This window comes from uncultured Duncaniella sp., from assembly GCF_910577345.1.
GTDB lineage: Bacteria > Bacteroidota > Bacteroidia > Bacteroidales > Muribaculaceae > Duncaniella.
The window spans coordinates 1-24,726 of record NZ_CAJTMT010000035.1; the positions used below are offsets into that span (position 1 = coordinate 1).

A 24,726-nucleotide genomic window follows, 5' to 3' on the forward strand; every position below is an offset into this window, starting at 1 on the left:
GGCGACGCAATGGAGCCCGCAGGGCGAAATTGCGTCACCGCGAAGGTGTGTGGGTGGGCAAATGGATGTCATTCCCGTCACGGGCATCGAAGATGTCCGATAATAACCCTTTGTCAAACGCCCAATACCCCAATCATCTCATATATTGATCTCGCAATATCCTCATACATGAAAATCTCAGGGACAATCTTTACATATAACCGTATTACCTTACCGGACATCTTCGATGCCCATCATAGCACAATCATCATTACCCCATGCCTCGCGTTCGATGGAAAATTACGGCCTACGGCCTCCATTTTCCATCTCCGCTCGTGATGGGTCTACCATCACATCGCTGCTGTGCAGCTTACCAATCGCCATCCGGATTGAAATCCGATAAAAATAACTCATACCGATTTCTAATCACTGAACATGAATCATAAAAACCGAAACCCATCATCAAAATCCAAAAACTACCATCAAAACCAAAAAACCACAATCAAAACCAAAAACCAATCATCAAAAACCAAATACCCACAATCAAAAACCGAAATACATACCATCAAAACCGAAATACGCATCATTAAAACCAAATCAACATCACAAAACCACCGCGATACGTTAATAAACATTAATACAATGTTTTTTCTGTAACCATATTGTCGAAGTTTTGTAACTATGTTGTAACTTTGCCGAACCAAACACCTTAAATGTCCATGTCGTGATATACACGGACGAAAATTAGCATCACAGACACCACAAACACAGCCAGCAGAGTCATGAAAGAATACATCATAGCAGCCATAATCAGCCTGCTTGCGGCCACCGGCCTCGCAAGCTGCGGTTCTACGGCCTCTAACGGCGACGTTTCCCGCGAGAAGCAGGATGAGAAACGCCTCAAAACCCCTGCAAAATTCAATCGTGACAGCGCCTACTCCTACGTCCGCAGGCAAGTGGCGTTCGGCCCCCGCGTGTCAGGCACCGAAGGCAACCGCCTTTGCCGTCAATACATCGTCAACGAGCTCAATCGTCATGGCGCCGAGAATGTCAACGTACAGACAGGCGAAGTGAAAGCCTTCAACGGCGACCGTCTTCCCATAGGCAACATCATGGCCTCATACAATCCCGGTATCAAAGACCGTATCCTCCTCGCAGCCCACTACGATACCCGTCCCTGGTCCGATTCAGACCAGAACGAGGACAACCGCCTCAAACCGGTCCTCGGAGCCAACGACGGAGGCAGTGGCGTAGCTGTCATGCTTGAAATTGCCCGTCAGCTCAACCAGACCGAAGCTCCGATCGGTGTCGACCTTCTTTTTGTCGATGCCGAGGACTACGGCCAGTCATCCGGTTTCTCAACCCATGATGAATCATGGTGTCTCGGAACCCAATACTGGACATCACACATGCCCTACGCAAAGGATTCGCTTCCGCGCTATGCAATTGTCTTCGACATGGTTGGCGGAATTGACGCCAAGTTCCACCGCGAATACTTCTCGGACCGCCACGCCCGCAAGATTGTCGACAAAGTATGGTCCGTGGCAGAACGCTCCGGCTATCAGAACCGCTTCGTCAACAAAAACGGCGGTTCGGTCGTCGACGACCATCTCTTCCTCAACGATGCCGGCATACCTGCCATTGACATCATCGAGTCGAAAAACGACGCAACCGGAACCTTCCCCCCGACATGGCACACTGTCAACGACAACATGGACAACATAGATCCCGCCTCGCTTGAGGCAGCCGGACAGACAGTCCTCAACCTCATCTACAACGAAATCCGTTGTATTGAATGATTCTCCTCCCCGCACTCAGACTCATTTAAATAAAGCTATCATATATTTATCATTATCTTACAATTATTGTTATCTTACATCTTGCGCTTGATTTATATGCGCAACGTCAGTTTCCAACAGGTAACACCATATAATTCATAAATTAAGGGAAGCGTGCTCTTGACGAGTGCGCTTCCCTGCTTTTCATAAAAGAATTGATGATTATAATGAGTTCCGGGCATTGAGCGGAATCATCATCCACGCATCAGGATTGATGCTGACAGGAGATGCTTACTTCAATGTGCCCTGGTTGGCCTGTTCGATCATCTCCTTGCTTGCGGTGATGTAGACCTCCACGCGACGGTTCTGGGCACGTCCCTCTGCTGTAGAGTTGGATGCGATGTAGTCCTGCATGGGGAGACCTTCAGCTGAAAGACGGCTTGCGCCGACACCGCTGTTGAGAAGATAGTTGCGGACAGCGTCTGCACGGCCGGTGGCCACACGTTCGTTGACTGCGAGTGTGCCGGTATCATCGGTGTAACCGTAAATCTGCACGTTTGTGCCGGGGTTATTGATGAGCGAAGCGGCAAACTTGCTGAGGTCAGTGCGTGCGCTTGCGCTGAGTGTCGTACCGTTGGTCGGGAAAAGGATACCGCCGTTGAAAGTTACCTGAATAGCCTGAAGACCGTTTTCGTCAGTCACCTGCTTGATTTCAGCCTGCTTTGCGAGTTCGGCCTGAAGTTCGGCCTGCTGCTTGTCCATCTTCTTACCGATGAGGACACCTGCGCCTGTTCCGACAGCCGCACCGATTGCAGTACCGATAGCCGCGCCCTTACCGCCGCCGATGAGAGCGCCGAGACCTGCGCCGAGAGCGGCACCGCCGCCACCGCCGATAGCCGCGCCCTTGCCTGTATTGGTCCATGATGAGCATCCCGTCGAAAGAAGCACACAGAGAGCCATGGCAGGAATTCCTAAAGCTTTTGCGAGTTTCATTTTAAAAATAATTTAGTTAACGTGTTAAAATCGCCACAAAAATAACGATTTATTCCCATTTTCCCAAAAAACCGGTCTTTTAGCCGACATATCGGCACATACGATTTTCAAGGGCTATGTATAGTTATTACGTCCCGACAAAAATAAAGTTCTGACGCTTTCCGTAATCTTTGATAAAAATTTCTTAATTTTGTCATCGTTATGGCGACGTCAAGTCCTTCCGTTGGCATAACCGACCCTGAAAACACAACTATCGGAGGGTCTTAAACGAAGGTTAACCTTAAATATTGTCATGTCAACAAAGCGTTTTTCGCCGAAAAGCAACCTTTTGCTTTATCATGCAGGGGCTGCTGTTGCTGTCATTGGCTGGGGAGTCTCGTTTATTTCCACCAAGGTGCTCCTCGACAATGGACTGCACCCCATCGAGATTTACATCTACCGTTTCGCAATCGCCTACCTGGCCATGCTGCTGATCGCCCACAAGAAAATCTTCAGCAACTCCTGGCGGCATGAGCTGACATTCATGCTCGGCGGTCTTTTCGGAGGTTCTATCTATTTCATTTCTGAAAACGTCGCGCTCGAATACACCCTCGTGAGCAACGTCTCCCTCATCACATCCCTTTCACCTCTGTTGACAGTCCTGCTCATCGGTTTCATCTATAAGACGGACCGCGTCGGGAAAGAGACCATTTTCGGCTCCTGTCTGGCATTCCTCGGTGTCGGGCTTGTCATCTTCAACAGCAGTTTCTCCCTGAGCATAAATCCGCTCGGCGACCTCCTCTCGCTCCTTGCGGCACTATGCTGGGCCATATACAGTATAATAATAAAGAAACTCAACCCGCTCTACAGCGCACTGTTCATCACCCGCAAGACATTCTTCTACGGCGTGGTGACGGCCATCCCCTTCCTCCTCATCGAACCCTCCATCACACCGCCGTCAGTGCTGCTTGAGCCCAAACTCATAGCCAACCTGCTCTTCCTCGCCCTCTTCTGCTCGATGTTCGCCTACCTGATGTGGGCCGTCATCAACGCCAAAATCGGAGCCGTGAAAGCCGCCAACTACATGTATTTCCAGCCGGTCGTCACTCTCGTCTTCTCCTTCCTCATTCTTGGAGAGAAGATTTCATTTGTCGGCTACACAGGCTGCGCGATGATTCTCCTCGGAGTATGGCTGGCCGACTTCCTCCAGAAACGCAAACTACGCACATCAAACAAATAAAACCATCAATATCACATGAAGAAATCACTCCTGAGCGCACTCCTCATCAGCGCATCCTTCGGTGCGGGAGCAGTCACGCCTCTGTGGCTTCGCGATGTACGCATCTCCCCTGACGGTTCAACGATTGCCTTCACCTACAAGGGCGACATCTACACTGTCCCCGTTGCAGGCGGACAGGCCCGTCAGCTAACCACCCAGTCGTCATACGAAACAGAACCCGTATGGTCGCCCGACGGCAAGAAAATAGCTTTCGCAAGTGACCGCGAGGGGGGCTCTGACATTTTCATCATGGATGCAGCAGGCGGTCCGGCAACTCGTCTGACCTTCAACTCCGCATCCGAGATTCCCCAGGGCTTCACCCCCGACGGAAAAGCCGTCATCTATTCAGCCTCAATCCAGGATGCCCCTTCGGCGCTCCTCTTCCCCGCCTCATGGCAGACAGAACTATATTCGGTTCCTGTCAATGGCGGACGTCCCCGCCAGATACTCTCGACCCCTGCGGAAGCTGTCAATTATCTTCCGGACGGAAAGTCGTTCATCTACGTTGACCGCAAAGGCGGCGAGGACCAGTGGCGCAAACACCACACCTCGTCAGTCACCCGCGAGATTTGGAAATATGATGCTGCCACAGGCCGTCACACCAACCTCACAAACCATCCCGGTGAGGACCGCAGTCCTGCCGTGACACCCGACGGACAGACCCTCTACTTCCTCAGCGAACGCGACGGAGGTTCGTTCAATGTCTACTCGATGGACCTCTCCAATCCCTCCAAAATCACTCCCCTCACTGATTTCAAGACCCACCCCGTGCGCTTCCTCTCCCGTGGAGCCGACGGCACCCTTGCCTTCACCTACGATGGCGAGATATACACTATGCGTCCCGGCAGCAAGCCCGCAAAGGTCAACATCTCACTGACTGCCGACGAAAGCAATCCTGAGCTCATCAGCCGATTCACCACCGGAACCCGTGGAGCCGTTCCCTCGCCCGACGGAAAGCAGGTGGCCTTCGTCAGACGCGGCGACGTGTTCGTGACCTCCGTAGAATATCCCACGACCAAACAGATTACCACTACCCCTGCAGCAGAAAACTCTGTAAGCTGGGGCAAGGATAACCGCACGCTCTACTACACTTCGGACCGCGACGGCCACTTCAACATCTACCGCGCTGAAATCGGCCGTGAGGAGGACCCCAACTTCCCCAATGCCACCCTCATCAAGGAGGAGCCTGTCTTCAAGACCTCCGACAAGGTTGACCGCGCACAGCCCGACATCTCCCCCGACGGCAAGAAGATGGCCTTTGTCATCGACCGCCGCGACATCGCCGTGATGGACATCGCTTCCGGCAAGGTTAAGCGCCTCACCAACGGCAACATCTGCAATTCACGCACCGGCGGACTCAACTTCACATGGTCGCCCGACAGCAAATGGCTTGCAGCCGAGGTCGACATGCACCGCCGCAGTCCCTACTACGACATCGCCATCATCAATGCCGAAAACGGTGAAATCACCAACATCACCAACTCTTCATATTCCAACTACAGCCCCCGCTGGGTGATGGGCGGCGACGCCATCCTCTTTGTCAGCGACCGCTACGGTATGCGCAGTCAGGCTTCATGGGGTTCGCAATACGACGCACTCCTCGTCTTCACAAACCAGGCGGCATACGACCGCTACCGCCTCTCGCCCGAAGACCTCGCCATCCAGGATGAACTGAAGGCAGCCCGCAAGAAGAAGGCTGATGCAAAGGATAAGAAGGACGGCAAGAAGGATGCCAAGAAAGACTCAAAGATCGGCGACTCAAACAAGGAGAAAGAGTCGAAAGACATCAATATCGAGCTTGACGGCATCCAGGACCGCATCGTCCGTCTGACACCCTTCTCATCTGACCTTGCCGATGTCTATATCGACGACAAGGGTGAGACCCTCTGGTTCCTCGCTGCATTTGACGGCGGTTATGACCTCTGGAAGAAGAATCTGCGCAAGGGCGATGTGAGCCTCGCCAACAAGCTCGATGCAGGCGGTCTCTCTATGGTTCCCGATGCAGCAGGCAAAAACCTCTTCCTCCTCGGTACGACTTCCATGCGCAAGATGGCCCTTCCCGGCGGAAAGATGGACCGCATCAGCGTCAGCGGCACCCAGAAGATTGACCCCGCTGCCGAACGCGACTATCTCTATGACTATATCCTCAAGGAAGAGGACAAGCGCTTCTTCGATCCCAAGATGCACGGTGTCGACTGGAAGAAGATGGGCGAAGCTTACCGCAAGTTCCTCCCCCACATCAACCACAATGCTGAATTTGCCGAGATGACAAGCGAGCTCCTCGGTGAGCTCAATGTATCGCACACCGGAACCCGCTACTACGGCGACGGTGCCAAGGAAGCTACAGCCTCGCTCGGTCTGCTCTACGATATGGCCTATGATGGTCCCGGCCTGAAAGTTGCGGAGATTGTCGAAGGAGGCCCCTTCGGTCACGCCGACACCCGCATGAAGCCCGGAGCCGTAATCACCGCTATCAACGGCAACAAGATTGATGCCGAGAGCGACTATACTCCCCTCTTCAACGGTATCTCTAAGAAAAAGACCCTCGTCAGCTTCACTCTCCCCTCAGGTGAGAAGGAAGAAGAGGTAGTCATCCCCACCACACGAATGACCGACCTCCTTTATAACCGCTGGGTGAAGCGCAACGCCCATCTCGTCGATTCTCTTTCCGGAGGCCGTCTCGGCTACGTCCACATCCGTGCTATGAATGATGAAAGCTACCGTACAATCTACGCTGACCTCCTCGGCAAATACAACGAACGCGACGGTATCGTCATCGACACCCGTTTCAACGGTGGTGGCCGTCTGCACGAGGACATCGAAGTGCTCTTCAGCGGTAAGAAATACCTCACTCAGGAAATCAAGGGTGTGGTATCCGGCGAGATGCCCTCGCGCCGTTGGAACAAGCCTTCCATCATGCTGACAGGCGAGGCCAACTACTCCAATGCCCACGGCACACCTTGGGTTTACCGCAAGGTGGGTCTCGGCAAAATCGTAGGTATGCCCGTCCCCGGCACTATGAGCTCTGTCAACTGGGTCAACATGCAGGATCCCTCGCTCACATTCGGTATTCCCGTCGTGGGCTTCAAGACTGAGGAAGGCAACTACCTTGAGAACACTCAGCTCGAACCTGACGTGAAGGTAGCCAATGACCCCGCCAAGATTATCCTCGGTATCGACGACCAAATCTCAGCCGCAGTCAATACCCTCCTCAACGACATCGACAGCAGCAAGAAATAATCCTTCCGCCCTCAATTCCCCTTTTCCGGCATAATCTGACGGAAGGGTACAGAAAGCCAAAAGTGCAAAAGAAACAGAAGATTATAATCTCAATTCTGTTTCTTTTGCACTTTTATCGTTTCAGCCATTCCGTCCCAGTCAAACAGCTAATTGTAGGGACGCGCTGTAGCGCGTATGCCAAATGAACTACCGGAATGGTGAGGTACATAAATTCAGAAATAACAAAAATTACAGATTTTATAATCGGCTATTTTACGGCTGAAAATAAAATCTGTAATTTTTGTTATTTATGAATTTCTGTACCTATAATATTATATGGGTACACTGTTTGTATTTCATCGGGCATACGCGCTACAGCGCGTCCCTACAAACGATTGGCGCTAACATGCACCTATCGCTTACAAACCATCCGCACTAAAACGAGAAGGTCTGCGAGGAGTAGTTGCCGGCGGAGTGGGCTGCGGAGCTTGAATGAGAGCCGGAAAGCTCTGTCATGCCTGAGCGGACACTCTCGACAATCTTACGGTCACGCTTGTAGGTAGGGTATTTTTCGAGCACATCACACACGGCATCATCATCGAGCTGGTCAATACCAAGAATGATGGTCGATGTGCGGTCCTTGCCCTCTGTGAGATCCTTGATTTTGGTCAGTCCGTATTCCTCGGCCAGACGCTCGTCGGTCACCTCCTCAGCCTTTGATTTGGGCTTAGGTGCAGGCGCGGGAGCCTCGGGAGCAACCTGCTGAGCTGTCACCTGAGCCGCAGGAGCGGGAGGAGGGGTCGGAGTTGCGGCATTGTTGCCGCCAATCTTACCTGCGGGGAAACGGAAACCGCCCTTCATTGCGCCACCTTCTGCAACAATCTCTTCCTCTTCCTCGCGGAGAGTGACATCGAAGCCGGCAGCGAGAATGGTCATCTTCACGCCGTCGCCGAGAGTCTCGTCGAAACCGACACCCCAGATGATGTCGACCTCCGTTGTCATCGAGCTGATGAAATCGGTGATTTCGTTGGTCTCGCTCATGAGGAACTCGGCATTGGGGTTGATGTAGAGGTTGAAAAGGAGCTTCTTCGAGCCGAGGATGTCGCGGTTCTTGAGCAGAGGTGAATTGAGGGCATCCTGGATAGCCTTGGTCACACGATTTTCTCCCTCACCGTAACCGGTCGAGATGATGGCTGCACCACCGTCGCGGAGAGTTGTGTCGACGTCGTTGAAGTCAAGGTTGATGAGGCCGTTGCAGGTGATGAGTTCGGAAATCGAACGTGCTGCAATCGAGAGGGTATCGTCGGCCTTGCCGAACGCATTGATGAAGTTGAAGTCACCGTAGATTTCACCGAGACGCTCGTTGTTGATGACGAGGAGCGCATCGACATGCTTCGCCATCTCGTCGGCACCGGCAATCGCCTTCTTGATTTTCTTCTGGCCTTCGAAAAGGAAGGGGATGGTGACGATACCGATTGTCAGCAGACCGCGTTCCTTGGCGATACGGGCCACGACGGGAGCGGCACCCGTACCGGTACCGCCGCCCATACCTGCGGTGATGAACACCATCTTGGTCTGGTCATCGAAGAGGGCAGCAATCTCCTCGGCGCTCTCCTCGGCAAAGTCGCGGGCCTTTTCAGGCTTGTTGCCGGCACCGAGGCCGTCGCCGATTTCGAGTGTATGGGGGACTTTTGAATGGCAGAGAGCCTGACGGTCAGTATTGATGTTGACGAACGACACACTCTTGATACCCTGGGCATACATGTGGTTGACGGCATTGTTACCGCCACCGCCAACACCGATGGCCATTATGTTGCAGGCAAGGTCGGGAGCTGTTGTATTGCCCTTGAAGGCTGATGTGTCGGAGAGATCCTGATTATATTGATTCTTGATTTCGTCCATTTTTCAGTAAGAATGGGGTTGGATGGTCAATATTTATATTCTAAACTATTACAACGCTATGTGTTCTGCGCTTGCAGGGATTAATTGTCATTGTCGGGGTCATCATCCTCAACCGGCTCGGTCATCAGCGAGACCACACGGTCGCGAAGCGAGGACCATGCGCGCGACAGACCGCCCTTCTTGTTGGATGCGGGCTGCGGCTCCGGTTTCTCCTCGGGAGCATCGTTGATGTGGGTGATGTTGCGGGCCTGTTCGCCGTAAGGATTAGCCGCAGGCTGCTGGGGCTGATAGGGCTGCTGACCGGCATGATAGGGATGTCCGCCCGGCTGATAGGCTGGCTGCTGCGGTTGCTGATATGCACCCTGCTGAGGAGCCTGATAGCCGCCCTGCTGAGGCTGCTGGTAAGCGTTAGGCTGCTGCGGCTGATATGCGGCTGCCTGCTGACCCTGATAAGGATTGGCGGGCTGCTGATAGGGATTTGCAGGCTGCTGGTACTGCTGACCCTGATAGGGGTTGGCGGTTTCGCGGGGATAGAGGGGTTCCTGCGCGGGCTGCTGGGCATGGAGAGGCTGGGGGGGGGAGGTGTAGGAATACTCAGGCATGATGCGTTCCATACATTCCACCACATCCTTTTCAGCCGCTGCGGCTGCGAGGACAGAGATGACATCCACATTGTCCGAACCGTTCAGACGGCCGTCGAGGATGCGGATACGGTTGGCGGGAGCGCCGAAGCGCACCTTCATTGTGGTCATGCTCTCCAGACGGCTGTCGAAGCCACGCAGTTTGGAGCCACGGCCCACGAGGATGATGCCGCCGGGAAGTTTGTCGGCTGTGAGACCGGCATATTTGATCTGCTCGTTGATATTGGCGATAATCTCACCTGCACGGGCAGAGACGTAGTTGTTGAGCTGATTGAAGTCCACTCCGGCGGGAATATGTGACGGAGCCACCGGTTCGGGCTGAGAGAGGGCGTTGCCGACCTCGATTTTCAGATCCTCCGCACGCTCTTCAAGGATGTTGAGCGCAGTGATGTCGCGGGTAATGTGGCGCGAACCCATGGGGATGGTCGAAAGATACATCAGCACACCGTTCTTGAAGATGGCGACAGTGGTGGTGTCGGCACCGCAGTCGACGAGCATACAGCCCTGACGCTTCTCCTCGGTGAAGAGGACAAGGTCGGCCTCGGCGAGAGGACGCACGAAGAAATCGTTGATTGCGAGATGCAGACGGTCGTCAAGCACAACCTTGAGGTTGGTCATGAGACGGTTGCGGCAACTGATGAGGTTCAGACGCGCGGAAACGTAGGACCCGAACATGCCGACCACGCGGTTTGCGGGGAAATTGTCGACACGGAATTCCTTTGGAGAGACACCGACGATAGTGCGCTCGTGGAGCTGATATTCAAGAGCCTCCTTCGTCATGTCGGCGATAAGCTCGTTGGTGATTTCCATTTCGGAGGGAAGACGGCGCTCGACCTCGATGTCCTGCGACATGAGCGAACGGCCACCGACCGAAACATAGACACCAGTAATCTTGCGCTGCGGTTCGCGCTGCTGCAAGCGGCTGATGACGTTGCGGATCGCGTCGGGGGTCTCACGGATATTGAGTATGCAACCATAGCGCACGCTATCGGCCAGCTTCTCCTCCTCGACGGCCTTGACGCTCAATGCGCCCGAAGGGTCGACGATGCCGATTGCGCCTTTGATTTTCGAGCTCCCTATCTCGAGAGCCACTATATATTTCTCTTCCATTGGGGGATGTTAATTTATTCGGATTAATGCTTTGGTTTCGTTGCTGTGGGCTGAGGTTTCGTTGCCTCGGTTTTCGCTGTTCCGTTGTCGGCACTTTTCGAGTCCTTGCGCGTGGAAGCGGAGGATGATGTGCGCACCGTCGCAGGAATCGGCTTTTCGGAATGGGCCTTGACTCCGGGGACTGTCTGGCCCGGGGCCACTCCATCGCCTGCAAGCATGGTGCCCATATCGACGGCCTCATCATCGTCATAGTTGACAACCTCTACCTTCTGCACGGCACGGCGGCGCTTGGAGGCCACGAGCTGTCCGCTCCATTTAAGGCAAAGGGTATCGTATTTCTGCCAGCCCTGCTGAGGAAGCACCTCGGAGTAGAATTTCTTAAGGCGGGCAAACTTATCGTCGAGATGGTCGGGCGCGCCGATGTTGATGACATGTTCGCGTATGACCGGGACGAGGATGATGTCGGTAGGCGATTTGACCTTTATCATCGAGACGTAGGAATTCCACACCGAATCATTGGCGATATAGCTCAACAGCGGCAACAGCGACTCGGGTGTGAAAGTTGTGTCGGGATAGTTGAAATGCCCTTCGATAATGGGGACATCCTTGTGGTAGCGCGCATCGGCGCTCACCTGCTTCCCTGCACGGTTGATATAGTAGGAACGTCCGGCATCGAACACTCTCGCCACAGGTATGATGGGAGTGGCCTTGATGCGGATGGTACCGTCGGTCAGGCGCAACACCTCCACGTCCTCGATTTTGTCAAGATCGAGAAGATGCTTGCGGATGGTCTGGGTATTGATGTTGGCCAGAGCCATGCCGGGGGCCTTCTCGGGGAGTGAGTCAAGCTCACGCGCGAGTTCGTCAGGGGTGACGAAACGGCGCGAACCGTCGCCCTCCCCACCTTCAACGGTAATTTCAAGCGCACGGCAAAGCTGTGTGTCGGACTCGCTTGCAGTCATCGTAAGGGCGACCACAAGATAGGCGACAAGCATCAGTGAGAATATTACTTTCAGATAGCGGGGCATTTTTCAGTCAGAGAGAGTATCTTTTTTGAGGGTTGCAAAGGATTGTACCTGTGAATTTTCGTTACTAATCTTTCAGCGACGCTATGATTTGGGGGATAAATGTGTTTATATCTCCCGCGCCAAGTGTCAGTAGGATGTCAAAGTTACGATTTTTCAACGTTTCCACCAATTTTTCTTTGCCAATTAAGATTTTATCCTCGCATTTAACATTATCAAAGATAATCTTGGAGCTTACACCCTCGATAGGTTCCTCTCTCGCGGGATAGATGTCGAGGAGGATGAGTGAATCGGCATCCGACAGCGCATCGGCAAATTCGGGCGCGAAATCGCGGGTGCGGGTGTAGAGATGCGGCTGGAAAGCGACCGTCAGTTTGCGTCCGGGATAGAGGGCCTTGACCGATTCGATTGATTTGCGTATCTCTTCGGGGTGATGGGCATAGTCGTCGATGATGACATGACCGGCTCCATTGTCCTCCTTAAGATGAGTCTCGAAGCGGCGTTTGGTGCCACGGTAGCTGCTGATGGCATCGCGGATAAGTTCGGGTGCCCATGCGTTGGTGAGACATACGGCTGCAACCGCAGCTACGGCATTCTCGATATTCACCTCGACGGGCACACCGAGATTGACGTTGCGGATGGTGCCGCGCGGAGTGACGATGTCAAAGGTGATGTTGCCCGGTTCGCGACGGATGTAGGCTGCGTGGAAATCACCCTTGTCACGCGAATAGGTATAGACACGTACACCCTCCTGCGGACGCGGACGGAGTTTGAGGTCTTCGTGGATAATCAACGCGCCGTCGGGACGGACAAGTTCGGTGAAATGAGCGAAGCTTTCGAGATAGGCCTCTTCCGTACCATAGATGTCGAGATGGTCGGGGTCGGTTGCTGTGATGACGGCAACGTAGGGGGTCAGATGATGGAAGGAACGGTCAAACTCGTCGGCCTCGATGACACTGAAGTCCGATGAAGGGCTGAGGAGGAAATTGGTGCCGTAGTTTATCAGCTCACCGCCGAGGAAGGCGTTGCAGCCGACCGAACCGCTGTTGAGGATATGGGCAGCCATTGATGAGGTTGTGGTCTTGCCGTGGGTTCCCGCAAAACAGAGCGAACGGGAGTTGCGGGTGATGAGCCCGAGGACAGCGGCACGCTTCATGACCTCAAAACCGTTCTCGCGGAAATACGCAAGTATGGGAAGATCGGAAGGAACGGCAGGGGTATAGACTACAAGAGTTGTTTCCGGATTGCGGAAAGCTTCTGGGATAGAATCGGCGCTTTCGTTGAAAGTCATGTCCACACCCTCGGAGCGGAGTTCATCGGTGAGCTGTGTGGAAGTGCGGTCATAACCGGCCACCTTTTTACCCTTGGCGAGAAAATAACGTTCGAGGGCTGCCATGCCGATGCCACCTGCACCGACAAAATATATGTTCTGTATTTTTGATAAATCAACGTTCATGATATAGTCTGTTTTGATGATTATAGAATTGTTAGCTATATCGTTAAATGGTTTATTTAAGGATTTCTGTGATTTTGTCGACAATCTTCTCATCGGCATCCTTCAGAGCCATCTTGGAAATCTCGCGGCTCAGAGCCTCGCGCTTTCCGGGATTGTCAATGAGGTCGGACAGAGTTGACGGAAGGGTCGTCACGGCGTCGGCATCGAGAATCATCACCGCCCCACCACGGGTGGAAAGCGCTTCGGCATTGTGGCGCTGATGGTCCTCGGCCACATTGGGTGAGGGGATGAGGATACATGCCTTGCCGAGATTCTGCAATTCGGAAATAGTACCTGCACCCGCACGGGAGACAACGAGGTCGGCGGCACGATAGGCAGTGGCCATGTCGGAGATGAAGGTCGTCGCCTTCACATTGTCAAACTCCTTCGCCTTGGCCTGAAACTCAGCCTCTCCGTAGCGGCCTGTCTGCCACATAAGGTTGACACCCTTGTCGCGCAGAAGCTGAAGCGATGCAGCCACGGCCTCATTGACAGTGCGGGCGCCGAGACTGCCGCCGACAGTAAGGACGAGGGGCTTATCCTCATCGAAACCGAGCTGCTTCTTGGCCTCCTTCTGCGAGAGGGTGCAGCCCTCGAGGTCCTTGCGCACCGGATTGCCGGTCTTGACAATCACCTCGGCGGGGAAGAAGCGCTCCATTCCGTCGTAGGCCACGCAGATGGCCTTTGCCTTTTTTGCAAGGAGTTTGTTGGTCACTCCGGCGTAAGAATTCTGTTCCTGCAGGAGTGTGGGGATACCCTGCTTCTGGGCCTGTTTGAGCACAGGGCCGCTTGCATAGCCTCCGACACCGATAGCGATGTCGGGCTTGAAGTCACGCACGATTCTGCGGGCTTTGCGGAGCGACTTCCAAAGTTTGAGCAGCACTCCGAAATTGCGCCAGAGGCGTTTGCGATCGAAACCCGCAACCGGAAGCCCCTCGATGGGATAGCCCGCCGCCGGAACGCGCTCCATCTCCATGCGTCCCTGCGCACCGACAAAGAGGATGTCGGCCTCGGGATAACGGCGTTTGACTGCGTTGGCAATCGAGAGGGCCGGGAAGATGTGTCCGCCGGTTCCACCGCCGGAAATCAGCACCCGCTCGACCGCTGCTTTGGTTTTATTCTTATCTGTATGTCCTGAATCTGTCATAAGAGTGTACTTTACATTTAAATTATAAATTTAACACTTGTAAAGCCTTTATTGCTCACAGTTGCATCTGATTTTCCGCGCCGAACTCTTCGGGGAGTGAATCAATCTCGTCGCGGATGTCCTGTTTCTTGCCGCCCTGACGTGTGGCCGTCCGGCTTATCGACAGCATTATGCCGAAGGCTATGGCTGTCACGAGAATGGAGGTACCACCCTTCGAAAGCAAAGGCAAAGGCTGACCGGAAACCGGGAAGACTCCGCTGACAATGCCCATGTGGAAGAGTGCCTGGAAAGCTATCATGATGGCCATGCCGATGACGACAAGTGCCGGATAGGTGCGGTTGCAGTGTGAGGCAATACCGGAGGCGCGTCCGAGCAGCCAGAGGTATAACACAAGCACCACTATGCCACCTATCAGTCCGAGTTCCTCGATGATGATGGCGAAGATATAGTCAGAGAATGCAAGCGGTAGACGGGACGCCTCACGCGAGTTGCCGGGACCGACACCGTAGAGACCGCCGTTGGCCTGAGCCATGTAGGAGAGGATTTCCTGACGGTTCTTGCCAGTCGCGGGTATCTCCCATTTAGGCACTGAATCCTGACCGTGGCGCTGCACTCGCGCAATCCATGTGTCGAGACGGTTGGGGTTCTTCTTGGCAGTACCGCTCACCATTTCTATCTGCTGTTCGGCATCGGCAGGAATATCCTTGGGTTCACTGAAAAGGATATAGAGGATGAACACGCCGCCACAGGCTGCGTAGGCAATGGTAAGGAGAAGCAAATGCCAGAAACGCACACCGCCGACAATCATCATCGAGTAGCTGATGGCAAGGAGGAGGAGTGTGTTGGTCAGACCCTGTTCAATGAGCAGACCGCTGAGAAACAGGACTATGAAACCCGAATAGACCACGGCTTTTGATGTCACCCCCACATTCTTTGTATTGGGGTTCCAGGTCATGACAAGTGCTATCAGCAACACCGCCGATAATTTGACCATCTCTGCCGGATATATGCCTATGCCCAATATCGTCAACGAGCGCCGCGCTCCATTGACAATCTCTCCGAAGAACATCACATAGATCATCATCACCACACTCACACCTGCAAATATCAAGGTGAGAGGGATGAAATCGGAGTAATGACGTTTTGAGAGGAAATAGACGAGAAGGGCACCGCCACCGAGCATGACAAGATGGCGCAGGATGGGCCCCATCACACCTATCGATGAACTGGCGACCTCACGGGAAGAGGCACTGTAGAGTTCGATGGTAGATATGATGCAGAGGGCGATGAAAATGCCCCAGATATGTTTGTCGGCCTTGGCAACCGCCTTGGGTTTGGAGTTCGACTGAACATCCTCGGCCTGAATGGAGGGAGATTGGATGGACACTTATCTAAGTATTAAGTGGTAAGGATTAAGTATTAAGTTTTTTCAGTATAGAGGTTAAAGTATAGAGTATAGATAACAGTTTTTGAGGATGAAATGAGGGTTAGAGAAGAGGAAAAAGGTGATGGTGAGGTTCGACTAAAGTATTATCTATACTCTATACTTTAATCTCTATACTCAACACCCTCTATACTCTATACTTTAATCTCTATACTAAAAGAATCTCTATATTAAAAAACAAGAGCACAGACGCGGTCCTTGAACTGGCGGCCGCGGTCTTCGTAGCTGCTGAAGAGGTCGAAGCTTGCGCAGCAGGGCGAGAGGAGCACTGTGTCGCCGGGTTTGGCGATTGAGGCGCAAGTGTTGACGGCATCGTCAATCGAATGGGTGTCGTGGAGCTCAATACCCTCTTTCCCGAAGAAATCGAGGAGTTTGGCGTTGTCCTTGCCCATGCACACTATCGCCTTGACCTTTTCCTTGACAAGAGGAAGAATCTCGCTGTAATCATTGCCTTTGTCCTTTCCTCCGAGAATGAGGATAGTGTTCTCGGGCATCGATTCGAGAGCATACCAGCAGGAGTTGACATTCGTAGCTTTGGAGTCGTTGATGTAGCGCACATCATTGACTGTGGCAACATATTCCAGACGGTGCTCCACACCCTCGAAGTCGCTCAGCGCCTCGCGGATTTCTTTCTTGTCGATGTCAAGGATGCAAGCCGAGAGAGCTGCGGCCATAGAGTTGTAGAGATTATGGAGACCGTTGAGCGAAAGCTCCGCACGGGGCATGTTGAGCGATGTCTCGGGGGTGTCGATGATGAGCGAAGCCTCATCGTCGACCCAAGCACGGCTTCCTTCCTCGTGATGTTCGGCAAAGGGGAACATCTGCGCCTCGGTGCGGATCTGCTCGAGCTGACGGGTGATGACGGGATCGTCCTGCCAGTAGATGAATGCGTCCTGGGGAGTGAGATTGTTGAGTATGCGGAATTTGGCGTTGATATAGTTCTGCATCTTGTATTCGTAGCGGTCAAGATGGTCGGGAGTGATGTTGAGAATCACGGCGATGTTGGCACGGAACTTATACATGTTCTCCAACTGGAAGCTCGAAAGCTCAATCACATAGAAATCATGATGGTCGCGGGCCACCTGAAGAGCGAGACTGCGGCCTACGTTTCCTGCAAGGCCTACGTTGAGTCCTGCATTCTTGAGGATATGATATGTGAGGAGTGTTGTGGTCGTCTTACCGTTGCTGCCGGTGATGCAGACCATCTTGGCATCCGTGTAGCGGCCGGCAAACTCGATTTCGGAAATCACGGGGATTCCCTTCTCGGCGATTGCCTTCATGACAGGTGTGGTGGGGGCAATACCCGGACTCTTCACCACCTCATCGGCAGCGAGTATGCGGTCCATCGAATGATGTCCATCTTCCCATTCAATGCCTTCTTCGTCGAGCTGGCGGCGATATTTTTCGGCTATGGTTCCATAGTCGCTGAGAAAGACATTCATTCCTTTTTCCTTGCCGAGGATGGCGGCGCCCACGCCGCTTTCACCTCCACCGAGTATGACGAGATTCTTTGTCATGTCGTATGTGATTTTTTTATTATGAGGTCAGGCCTATTACCTGATTTTAAGAGTTACGAATGTGATGACGGCGAGAAAGATTCCTACAATCCAGAAACGGGTGACAATCTTCGACTCAGGTATTGCCCGCAAGGGTGCCTGAATCAAGGCCTGGATGCCGGAATTGCCCGGTTTCTGATAGTGGTGATGGAGAGGGGTCATCTTGAAGATGCGCCGTCCCTCGCCGTATTTGCGTTTAGTGTATTTGAAGTATGCCACCTGCAACATGACCGAAAGGTCCTCGACGAAGAAAATCGCACAGAGAATCGGTATGAGCAGCTCCTTGTGGATAAGGATGGCAAAGACGGCGATGATACCGCCGATGGTGAGCGAGCCTGTATCGCCCATGAACACCTGTGCGGGATAGGCATTGTACCAGAGGAAACCTATGAGCGCACCGATGAAAGCCGACATGAACACCACCAGTTCCGAGGACTGGGGAATGTACATTATATTAAGGTATGTCGAATAAATGACATTGCCTCCGAGATAAGCCATGATGGCGAGGGCCACACAGATGATGGCCGACGTTCCCGCACACAATCCGTCGAGTCCGTCGGTGAGATTGGCGCCGTTGCTCGTCGCGGCCACGACAACTATCACAACCAACACGAAAAGCACCCAGCCACCGGCCTGTGCGTAGGGTCCCATCCACTCTGTGAGATAGGCATAGTCGAAGTTGTTGTCCTTCACGAAGGGGATGGTGGTCTGTGTCGATTTCACATCCTGCGACGAACTCAGATAGACTGTCTCCATGTTCTCCGTCGTGTATTTCACGGGGACAACCTGGCGCTGTGTGATGTCGGGGCTGAGATACATGGTGAGACCGACCATCAGACCGAGACCCACCTGACCAATAATCTTGAATTTACCCTTCATGCCCTCCTTGTCGTGTTTGGCGACCTTGATATAGTCGTCGCAAAAGCCGAGGGTGCCGAGCCAGATGGTCGATATGAGCATCAGAATCATGTAGATGTTGCTCAGGTCGCCAACAAGCAGACAGGGAATGAGTATGGAGATGATTATAATGACACCACCCATCGTGGGGGTACCGGTTTTCTGCATCTGTCCCTCCAGCCCGAGGTCACGGATAATCTCGCCCACCTGCATCAACTGCAGACGGTCGATAATCTTGCGTCCGAACACCAGGGCGATGAAAAGCGACAGCAAGAGCGCCGCTCCCGAACGGAAGGTGATGTAGCTCATCAGACGCGAACCCGGGAAGTTGTAATCCTGAAGAAAATCAAATAAATAGTAAAGCACTTTTTAAAGAGTTTTTTAGCGATTAATCAGATGATTTTTTGAAGGGGGAGAGGGAGGAGCGGAAGGAGAGAGGCAATCAAGGATTCTCGGGGCTGATACTGACCTGTGTCAGCCCTTCCTCCTATTTTTCACCGGCAATTATTTCCCTCACCACCTCGCGGTCATCAAAGTGGTGCTTGACGCCCTTGATTTCCTGATAATCCTCATGGCCTTTTCCGGCAATCAGAATGACGGTGCCTTTTCCGGCAAGAGTTGCTGCGGTGCGGATGGCCTGACGGCGGTCAGTGATGTGGAGGGTGCGTTTGCGGGCCTCGTCGTCGAGTCCCTCCTCCATATCCTTGAGAATATCTTCCGGCTCCTCGAAACGGGGATTGTCGGAAGTGAGTATCAGACGCTCACTGCGTGAGGCAGCCTCACGCGCCATGATGGGGCGCTTACCCTTGTCGCGGTTACCGCCGGCACCGACCACCGTGATAATTTCGCCCTCCTTGCCGATGACCTCGCGGATAGCGTTGAGCACATTGACCACAGCATCAGGCGTGTGAGCATAGTCGACAATGGCAGTGTAGCCCTTGGAAGAGTGGAAGGACTGGAAGCGTCCGGCAACCGGAACGAGGCGCGACATCTCGCGCAACACATCCTCCTTGTCCCAACCCATCAGCACACAAGCACCGTAGACGGCGGTGAGATTATAGGCATTGAACTTGCCGGTGAACAGCAGTTCCACCTCATGGCCGTTGAGCGAGAGGAGTGTACCGTCGAGACGCGACTCGATGATGCGCCCGCGGAAATCAGCCTCGCTGCGGAGCGAATAGGTGTAGCGATGGGCACGGGTGTTCTGCAACATCACCTCCCCTACCTTGTCGTCGGCATTCGTGAGGGCGAACGCATCGCGGGGAAGCATGTCGAAAAATTTCTTCTTGGCAGCGAGATAAGCCTCGAAGGTCTTGTGATAGTCGAGGTGGTCGCGGGTAAGATTGGTGAAGATACCACCCACGAAATGCAAGCCTGCAATGCGCTGCTGGTCGGCGGCATGGGAGCTTACCTCCATAGCTGCATATTCGCATCCGGCCTCCACCATCAGATGAAGCATTTCATTGAGGGTGTATGGATCGGGTGTCGTATGGTCAGTGGGATAGGCTTTGTCATCGACATAGTTGCACACGGTGGAGAGCAATCCGGCCTTGTGGCCGAGCAGACGTGCCATCTCATATATTAAGGTGGCAGTAGTGGTCTTGCCGTTCGTACCGGTGACCCCGACGAGCTTCAGCTTGCGCGAAGGATTGTCGAACCACTGCGAAGCGATGTAGCCGAGCGCGAGAGCCGACGAGGGAACCACGATGTAAGTCACATGCGTGGAGAGATTGGCCGGCAATTCCTGACACACCACCGCAACGGCACCCTTTTCCTCTGCCATGGGAATAAAGCGATGCCCGTCGACACTCACGCCCGGGACGGCCACAAAGAGTGTGCCCGGTTCGACTTTGCGCGAATCGGAGGTAAGTGCGGTGATTTCCTTATCATCATTTCCGATGATTTTAGTGATGTCAAGTGGGGAGAGAAGCTCTTTTAGATTTTTCACCTTGAATATATGTGTTTTAAAGATGTGACATATTCTTTTTCATAACCTGACCGGCGGCTCAGTTGCCGAGCACCAGTCTGACGCGGGTTCCTCGGGCGGGACGTGTCCCCGCAGCGGGTTCCATCGAGCGGACATAGCCGGAACCGGTGTAGTCCACGTTGTAGCCTGCAGTCTCAAGCGCGACAATCGCCTCGCGAAGTCCGTAGCCCTTCACGTCGGGGAGTGTGCCTTTGGCAACTGTCGACGGAGATTTGAGCGAACGGTGTGAGGGAATGGCGAAATCAGACTTCACACGCTCGTATGCCTTACGTCCGGAAGCCGAGGCATAGAAGGTTGGAGCCGCGTCCGATGGAGTAACGCTCCGATAGTCCGAACTGTTGCCGAGCATACCTCTGGAATAGAGTTTGAGGGCAATATTGCGGAGAACCTGACCTGAAGTCGTCGCCGCACCGAAGAAATTCTTGGTCGGATGGCAGGTCAGCACCACGCAGGAGTATTTCGGTTCCTCCGCCGGGAAGAAACCGCAGAACGCAAGACGTTTCTTTCCCTGATTGTAGGCTCCGTTCTCAATCATGTAGCATGTTCCGGTCTTTCCGGCGATTCTCACCGTATTGTTGCGGAGGAAACGACCGGTTCCGTGGTCACCCCATACCACATTGGTGAGCATCTGACGGAGGGTAGCGGCGGTCTGCGGTGAGCAGGCGCGGCCATTGCCCATGTAGCCGACAGGGAATACGGAGTCGACCGCACCCTTGACCTCCTTGACAAGACGCGGACGGACGAAAACACCATCGTTGGCGATGGCATTGTAGATGGCAAGGGTGTAGAGCGGCGGGATTTCGGTAGCATAACCGTAGCTCATGCGGGAGAGAGCGATGCGTCCGCCACGGTCGTTGGGGACACTGTCGAAACGCGGAGGCACCTCACCGGCGATACCGGTGTTCATCGGTTCGAGGAAACCGAGAGCCTTGACGCGCGAATAGAAAGCGCCGGGATTGTCATTGTATTTACGGGTGATGATTCGGGCCATGCCGATGTTGGATGACTGCTCGAGAACGTCGCCCGCACGGATGGAGGCCGAATGGTGGGCATCGGTGATGGGACGTCCGCCCGCGTAGGCCCAGCCGCTGCCGGTCGGGAGCACTTCGTCGAGGTCAGGCACGAGACCATCCTCAACGGCAATCATCATCGAAAGGGTCTTCACGACCGATCCGGGTTCGTAGCCCATCACCGCACGGTTGCGCGCCTCGATATAGCCGGGACCGCGCGGATTGCGTTCAAGATTCGAGATGGCCTTGATGTCGCCGTTCTTCACGTCCATCAACACCGCCACTCCCCAGTCGGCACCGCAGGTGTCGAGCACATTGTTGAGTTCGCTCTCGACAATGTCCTGCATATTGATGTCGATGGTTGTGACAATATCGCTGCCGGGGATTGCGGGAATATCGGTCCAGTCGGTGATTTTTTTCGTGAGATTAATCATCTTGCTGTAGCCGACCTTGCCGTAGAGGAGCGAGTCGAGGGCCTTTTCGAGACCTGATATACCGTGAATCTCCTTGCTCTCCGCTGTCTCGCCCACACCGCCGATGCTTCGACGCGCCATGTCGCCGTAGGGGTTGAAACGGCGCATGTATTTTTCAAACGTCAGACCGTTGCGGTTGCGGTTCTTGATACTGAAAAACGGGAAGGTACGGAGGGTCTCCATATCAGCGTGGGAAAGCCCCGACATAAGCTTGTAGGCGCGGGGACGCTTCTCCTTCACCTTGTCGAGCGGTTTCAGAAGATGCTTTTTCCACTGTTCGGCAGACTTGACCGGGAAATGCTCGGCCATTCTGGCTGCGAGCTGGTCGATGGTGTCGCGGAAAAGTTTCTCGTTGAACTTCTCGGCGCGGTAGTCGATGCGCGCGGTGTAGAAATTGAGGTTGGTTGCAAGCACACTGCCGTCCGAAGCGAGGATGTTGCCTCGGCCCGGGATGATTTCTTTGGTCTGCGAGAGAAGTTCGTTGGCCCTCTGATTCCACTTGTCGGCATCAACGACTGTGGTCTCACAAAGTTTCACCACGATGCAGGCTGCAAGCCAGAGGATGAAGACTATGACGAGACCATAGCGTAGGAGGATATAGCTGCGGTTGTCCTTTTTCACTATTTCGGAATCTTATAGGGTGGCTGTGACTGAACTTTCAGGTTGAGATGGAGCGAATCGACCATCTGCTGCATCGAAGTCTCGCGGATACGGCCCATGAAGGCGCTGCGCTCGCGCGACTTCTCGTTGTTGACGATTTCAAGCTTGCGTTCAAGCTCGGCAATTTTTTCCATGTTTGTCTGGCAGGTGTATTTGGTGGTGATATAGACCATCGCCACAACCACACCAATCGCCACAGGGAGCCAATGGCGGGCAAAAAAGTCGCTCGACAGTACCTGACCCCTGAAAAGACGGCTTATAATTGACGGACGCCCGGAGGCTTTTACGGTTCGTGTTGCCAATTTTGTGTTTTCTTGAGTTGAGAGTTAGCGATTATGGATTTTTCTATAGTTTGACGGCTACACGGAGCTTTGCGCTGCGTGAGCGTGGATTGCGTTCGATTTCCTCGGCATCCGGGACAACCGGCTTGTTGCCGAGCGGTTTCAGCGGGGCGTTGATTTTGCCGAAGAAATCTTTCTCGGCCTTGCCTGCGAAATCGCCGGTCTTCATGAAATTCTTCACCAGACGGTCCTCAAGGCTGTGGTAGGTGATGACGGCAAGCCGTCCGCCGGGTTTGAGGACCTTCAGTGCGCCTTGCAGCAGTTCCTTCAACGCTCCCATCTCATCGTTGACCTCGATGCGCAGAGCCTGGAAAAGCTGTGCGAGTTCCTTTTTCTCCTTGCGTGGGTCAATGTGGGGCTTGACGGCCTCCATCAACTGCCCGATGGTGGAGAAGGGAGCATTCGCACGGGCCTTGACAATGGAGCGGGCCATCGCACGGCTCTGCTTGAGTTCGCCGTAGATGTAGAGCAGGTCGGCAATCTTCTCCTCTGGGAGAGTGTTGAGCAGGTCGGCGGCCGAACGCGAAGCCTGACGGTTCATGCGCATGTCGAGAGGGCCGTCGAAACGGAATGAGAATCCGCGCTCAGTGTCGTCGAAATGATGGAACGAGACCCCGAGGTCGGCAAGCACTCCGTCCACACCATCGACATCGTAGTAGCGCATGAAGTTGGTGATGAAACGGAAGTTGGAGTAGACCATGGTGAAACGGTCATCCTCCGGAGCACGCTTCACGGCATCCTCATCCTGGTCGAATGAATAGAGATGTCCGCCACATCCCGCATCCAGACATTCCATGATGGCGCGTGAATGGCCGCCGCCACCGAAGGTCGCGTCGACATAGACACCGCCGGGGTGAATATCAAGTGCCTCAATGGTTTGGGGTAGCAGCGCAGGGATGTGGTAAACTTCTTCAGACATAGGAGATGAACTTGCATTTATGAGGGTGTAAAATTACAAAAATTTGCAAAACTAAACTGCATAATTTACCCACTTTTTTCAAGAAATTATTAACATTTCCCTATCTTTTTGATTCTCAACAACAATTGAAATTTGCAATTGCAAACCTCAGCAAACTGCCCTCACGCCTCCTCAGCCATAAAATGTACCTCCGGAGCAATATTAAGGGCCTTACAGCGTTAATTATTAAATATGTCCGAAACAATGCAAGATATAGTATTTGCCACCAACAATTCCCACAAGCTTGAAGAAATCCGCAGGATAGTCGGCGGAAAGTTCCGCATACTGTCCCTCAAAGAGATTGGTTGCGAGGAAGATATACCTGAGACTGCCGACACCCTCGAAGGAAATGCGCTCATGAAAGCCCGCTATGTCAAAGAGCACTACGGCTATGACTGCTTCGCCGACGATACCGGTTTGATGGTCGATGCTCTCGACGGTGCCCCCGGGGTCTACTCGGCACGCTATGCCGGACCCGGTCATGACAGCGCAGCCAACATGGCGCTCCTCCTTAAGAACCTCGACGGCATCACCACCCGCGGCGCCCGCTTCGTGACGGTAATAGCCCTCATCCTCAACGGTCGGGAAATGACCTTCGAGGGACGCGTTGAAGGAGAAATCCTGACGGAAGCCCACGGAACTGCAGGTTTCGGCTATGACCCTGTGTTCAAACCCGTTGAAAGCGCTGTCAGCTTTGCAGAGATGACTCCCGACGCCAAGAATGCCATCAGCCACAGAGGCCGCGCCACAGCCCGTCTGATGGACTATCTGCAGACCCTCTGAAAACCCTCTCGGAACAGATAAAATCACCCGGTCAGACCTCCCACTCTCCAACCAACACAATACCACCACA

At 53.6% G+C, this 24,726-nt stretch carries 16 protein-coding genes and 1 pseudogene; 4 read left to right on the plus strand and 13 right to left on the minus strand.

Translation table 11 applies throughout. The features are described 5' to 3' along the window. The first annotated feature begins 761 nt into the window (after nt 1–761). A complete protein-coding gene (locus tag QZ310_RS11890) occupies nt 762–1,778 on the plus strand; it encodes a M28 family peptidase (RefSeq protein WP_297073089.1) in 1,017 nt (338 codons plus the stop codon). A 270-nt stretch (nt 1,779–2,048) separates the two neighbouring features. Here QZ310_RS11890 and QZ310_RS11895 read toward each other — a convergent pair whose 3' ends face one another. Beyond that, on the minus strand, nt 2,049–2,750 hold the full coding sequence (locus QZ310_RS11895; protein ID WP_297073091.1) for an OmpA family protein: 702 nt from the start codon (nt 2,748–2,750) through the stop codon (nt 2,049–2,051). Nucleotides 2,751–3,042: 292 nt separating this feature from the next. Between QZ310_RS11895 and QZ310_RS11900 the strand changes: the two genes are divergently transcribed. Next, complete coding sequence (locus tag QZ310_RS11900; RefSeq protein ID WP_297073093.1) at nt 3,043–3,969, plus strand: DMT family transporter; 927 nt, start codon at nt 3,043–3,045, stop codon at nt 3,967–3,969. 15 nt (nt 3,970–3,984) lie between these two features. Then, the gene (locus QZ310_RS11905; RefSeq protein ID WP_297073097.1) at nt 3,985–7,248 is read left to right on the plus strand and encodes a S41 family peptidase; all 3,264 of its coding nucleotides are present in this window, start codon (nt 3,985–3,987) and stop codon (nt 7,246–7,248) included. Between the two features lie 873 nt (nt 7,249–8,121). On the opposite strand, the pseudogene ftsZ reads toward QZ310_RS11905, so the two are convergent. The 12 genes and pseudogenes from ftsZ to rsmH all read right to left on the minus strand — a co-directional run. After that, nucleotides 8,122–9,129, minus strand: a pseudogene (gene ftsZ, locus QZ310_RS11910) (cell division protein FtsZ); the annotation flags it as partial. 80 nt (nt 9,130–9,209) lie between these two features. Continuing rightward, entirely contained in the window at nt 9,210–10,880 is a 1,671-nt protein-coding gene (locus QZ310_RS11915) for a cell division FtsA domain-containing protein (RefSeq protein WP_297073099.1), read from the minus strand. 23 nt (nt 10,881–10,903) lie between these two features. Next, complete coding sequence (locus tag QZ310_RS11920) at nt 10,904–11,908, minus strand: hypothetical protein (RefSeq protein WP_297073102.1); 1,005 nt, start codon at nt 11,906–11,908, stop codon at nt 10,904–10,906. Nucleotides 11,909–11,972: 64 nt separating this feature from the next. Next, complete coding sequence (murC, locus tag QZ310_RS11925; protein WP_297073104.1) at nt 11,973–13,361, minus strand: UDP-N-acetylmuramate--L-alanine ligase; 1,389 nt, start codon at nt 13,359–13,361, stop codon at nt 11,973–11,975. Nucleotides 13,362–13,413: 52 nt separating this feature from the next. After that, entirely contained in the window at nt 13,414–14,547 is a 1,134-nt protein-coding gene (gene murG, locus QZ310_RS11930; RefSeq protein ID WP_297073106.1) for an undecaprenyldiphospho-muramoylpentapeptide beta-N-acetylglucosaminyltransferase, read from the minus strand. Nucleotides 14,548–14,602: 55 nt separating this feature from the next. Further along, complete coding sequence (locus QZ310_RS11935; RefSeq protein WP_297073108.1) at nt 14,603–15,934, minus strand: FtsW/RodA/SpoVE family cell cycle protein; 1,332 nt, start codon at nt 15,932–15,934, stop codon at nt 14,603–14,605. Between the two features lie 227 nt (nt 15,935–16,161). Beyond that, on the minus strand, nt 16,162–17,508 hold the full coding sequence (gene murD / locus QZ310_RS11940; protein WP_297073110.1) for a UDP-N-acetylmuramoyl-L-alanine--D-glutamate ligase: 1,347 nt from the start codon (nt 17,506–17,508) through the stop codon (nt 16,162–16,164). Between the two features lie 36 nt (nt 17,509–17,544). Then, nucleotides 17,545–18,810 (minus strand): phospho-N-acetylmuramoyl-pentapeptide-transferase, encoded by a 1,266-nt coding sequence (mraY, locus tag QZ310_RS11945; protein WP_297073112.1) that lies wholly within the window; start codon nt 18,808–18,810, stop codon nt 17,545–17,547. 121 nt (nt 18,811–18,931) lie between these two features. After that, nucleotides 18,932–20,392, minus strand: coding sequence for a UDP-N-acetylmuramoyl-L-alanyl-D-glutamate--2,6-diaminopimelate ligase (locus QZ310_RS11950; RefSeq protein ID WP_297073114.1), 1,461 nt, complete (start codon nt 20,390–20,392; stop codon nt 18,932–18,934). A gap of 58 nt (nt 20,393–20,450) precedes the next feature. Further along, nucleotides 20,451–22,535: a penicillin-binding protein gene (locus tag QZ310_RS11955; protein ID WP_297073116.1), complete on the minus strand. Its 2,085-nt coding sequence runs from the start codon at nt 22,533–22,535 to the stop codon at nt 20,451–20,453. Beyond that, nucleotides 22,535–22,876, minus strand: coding sequence for an FtsL-like putative cell division protein (locus tag QZ310_RS11960; protein WP_297073118.1), 342 nt, complete (start codon nt 22,874–22,876; stop codon nt 22,535–22,537). The genes QZ310_RS11955 and QZ310_RS11960 overlap by 1 nt, the downstream gene beginning before the upstream one ends. 43 nt (nt 22,877–22,919) lie before the next feature. Continuing rightward, nucleotides 22,920–23,834, minus strand: coding sequence for a 16S rRNA (cytosine(1402)-N(4))-methyltransferase RsmH (gene rsmH, locus QZ310_RS11965; RefSeq protein ID WP_297073121.1), 915 nt, complete (start codon nt 23,832–23,834; stop codon nt 22,920–22,922). Nucleotides 23,835–24,077: 243 nt separating this feature from the next. On the opposite strand from rsmH, the gene QZ310_RS11970 reads away from it, so the two are divergent. After that, complete coding sequence (locus tag QZ310_RS11970; protein ID WP_297073123.1) at nt 24,078–24,656, plus strand: non-canonical purine NTP diphosphatase; 579 nt, start codon at nt 24,078–24,080, stop codon at nt 24,654–24,656. Nucleotides 24,657–24,726 lie beyond the last annotated feature (70 nt).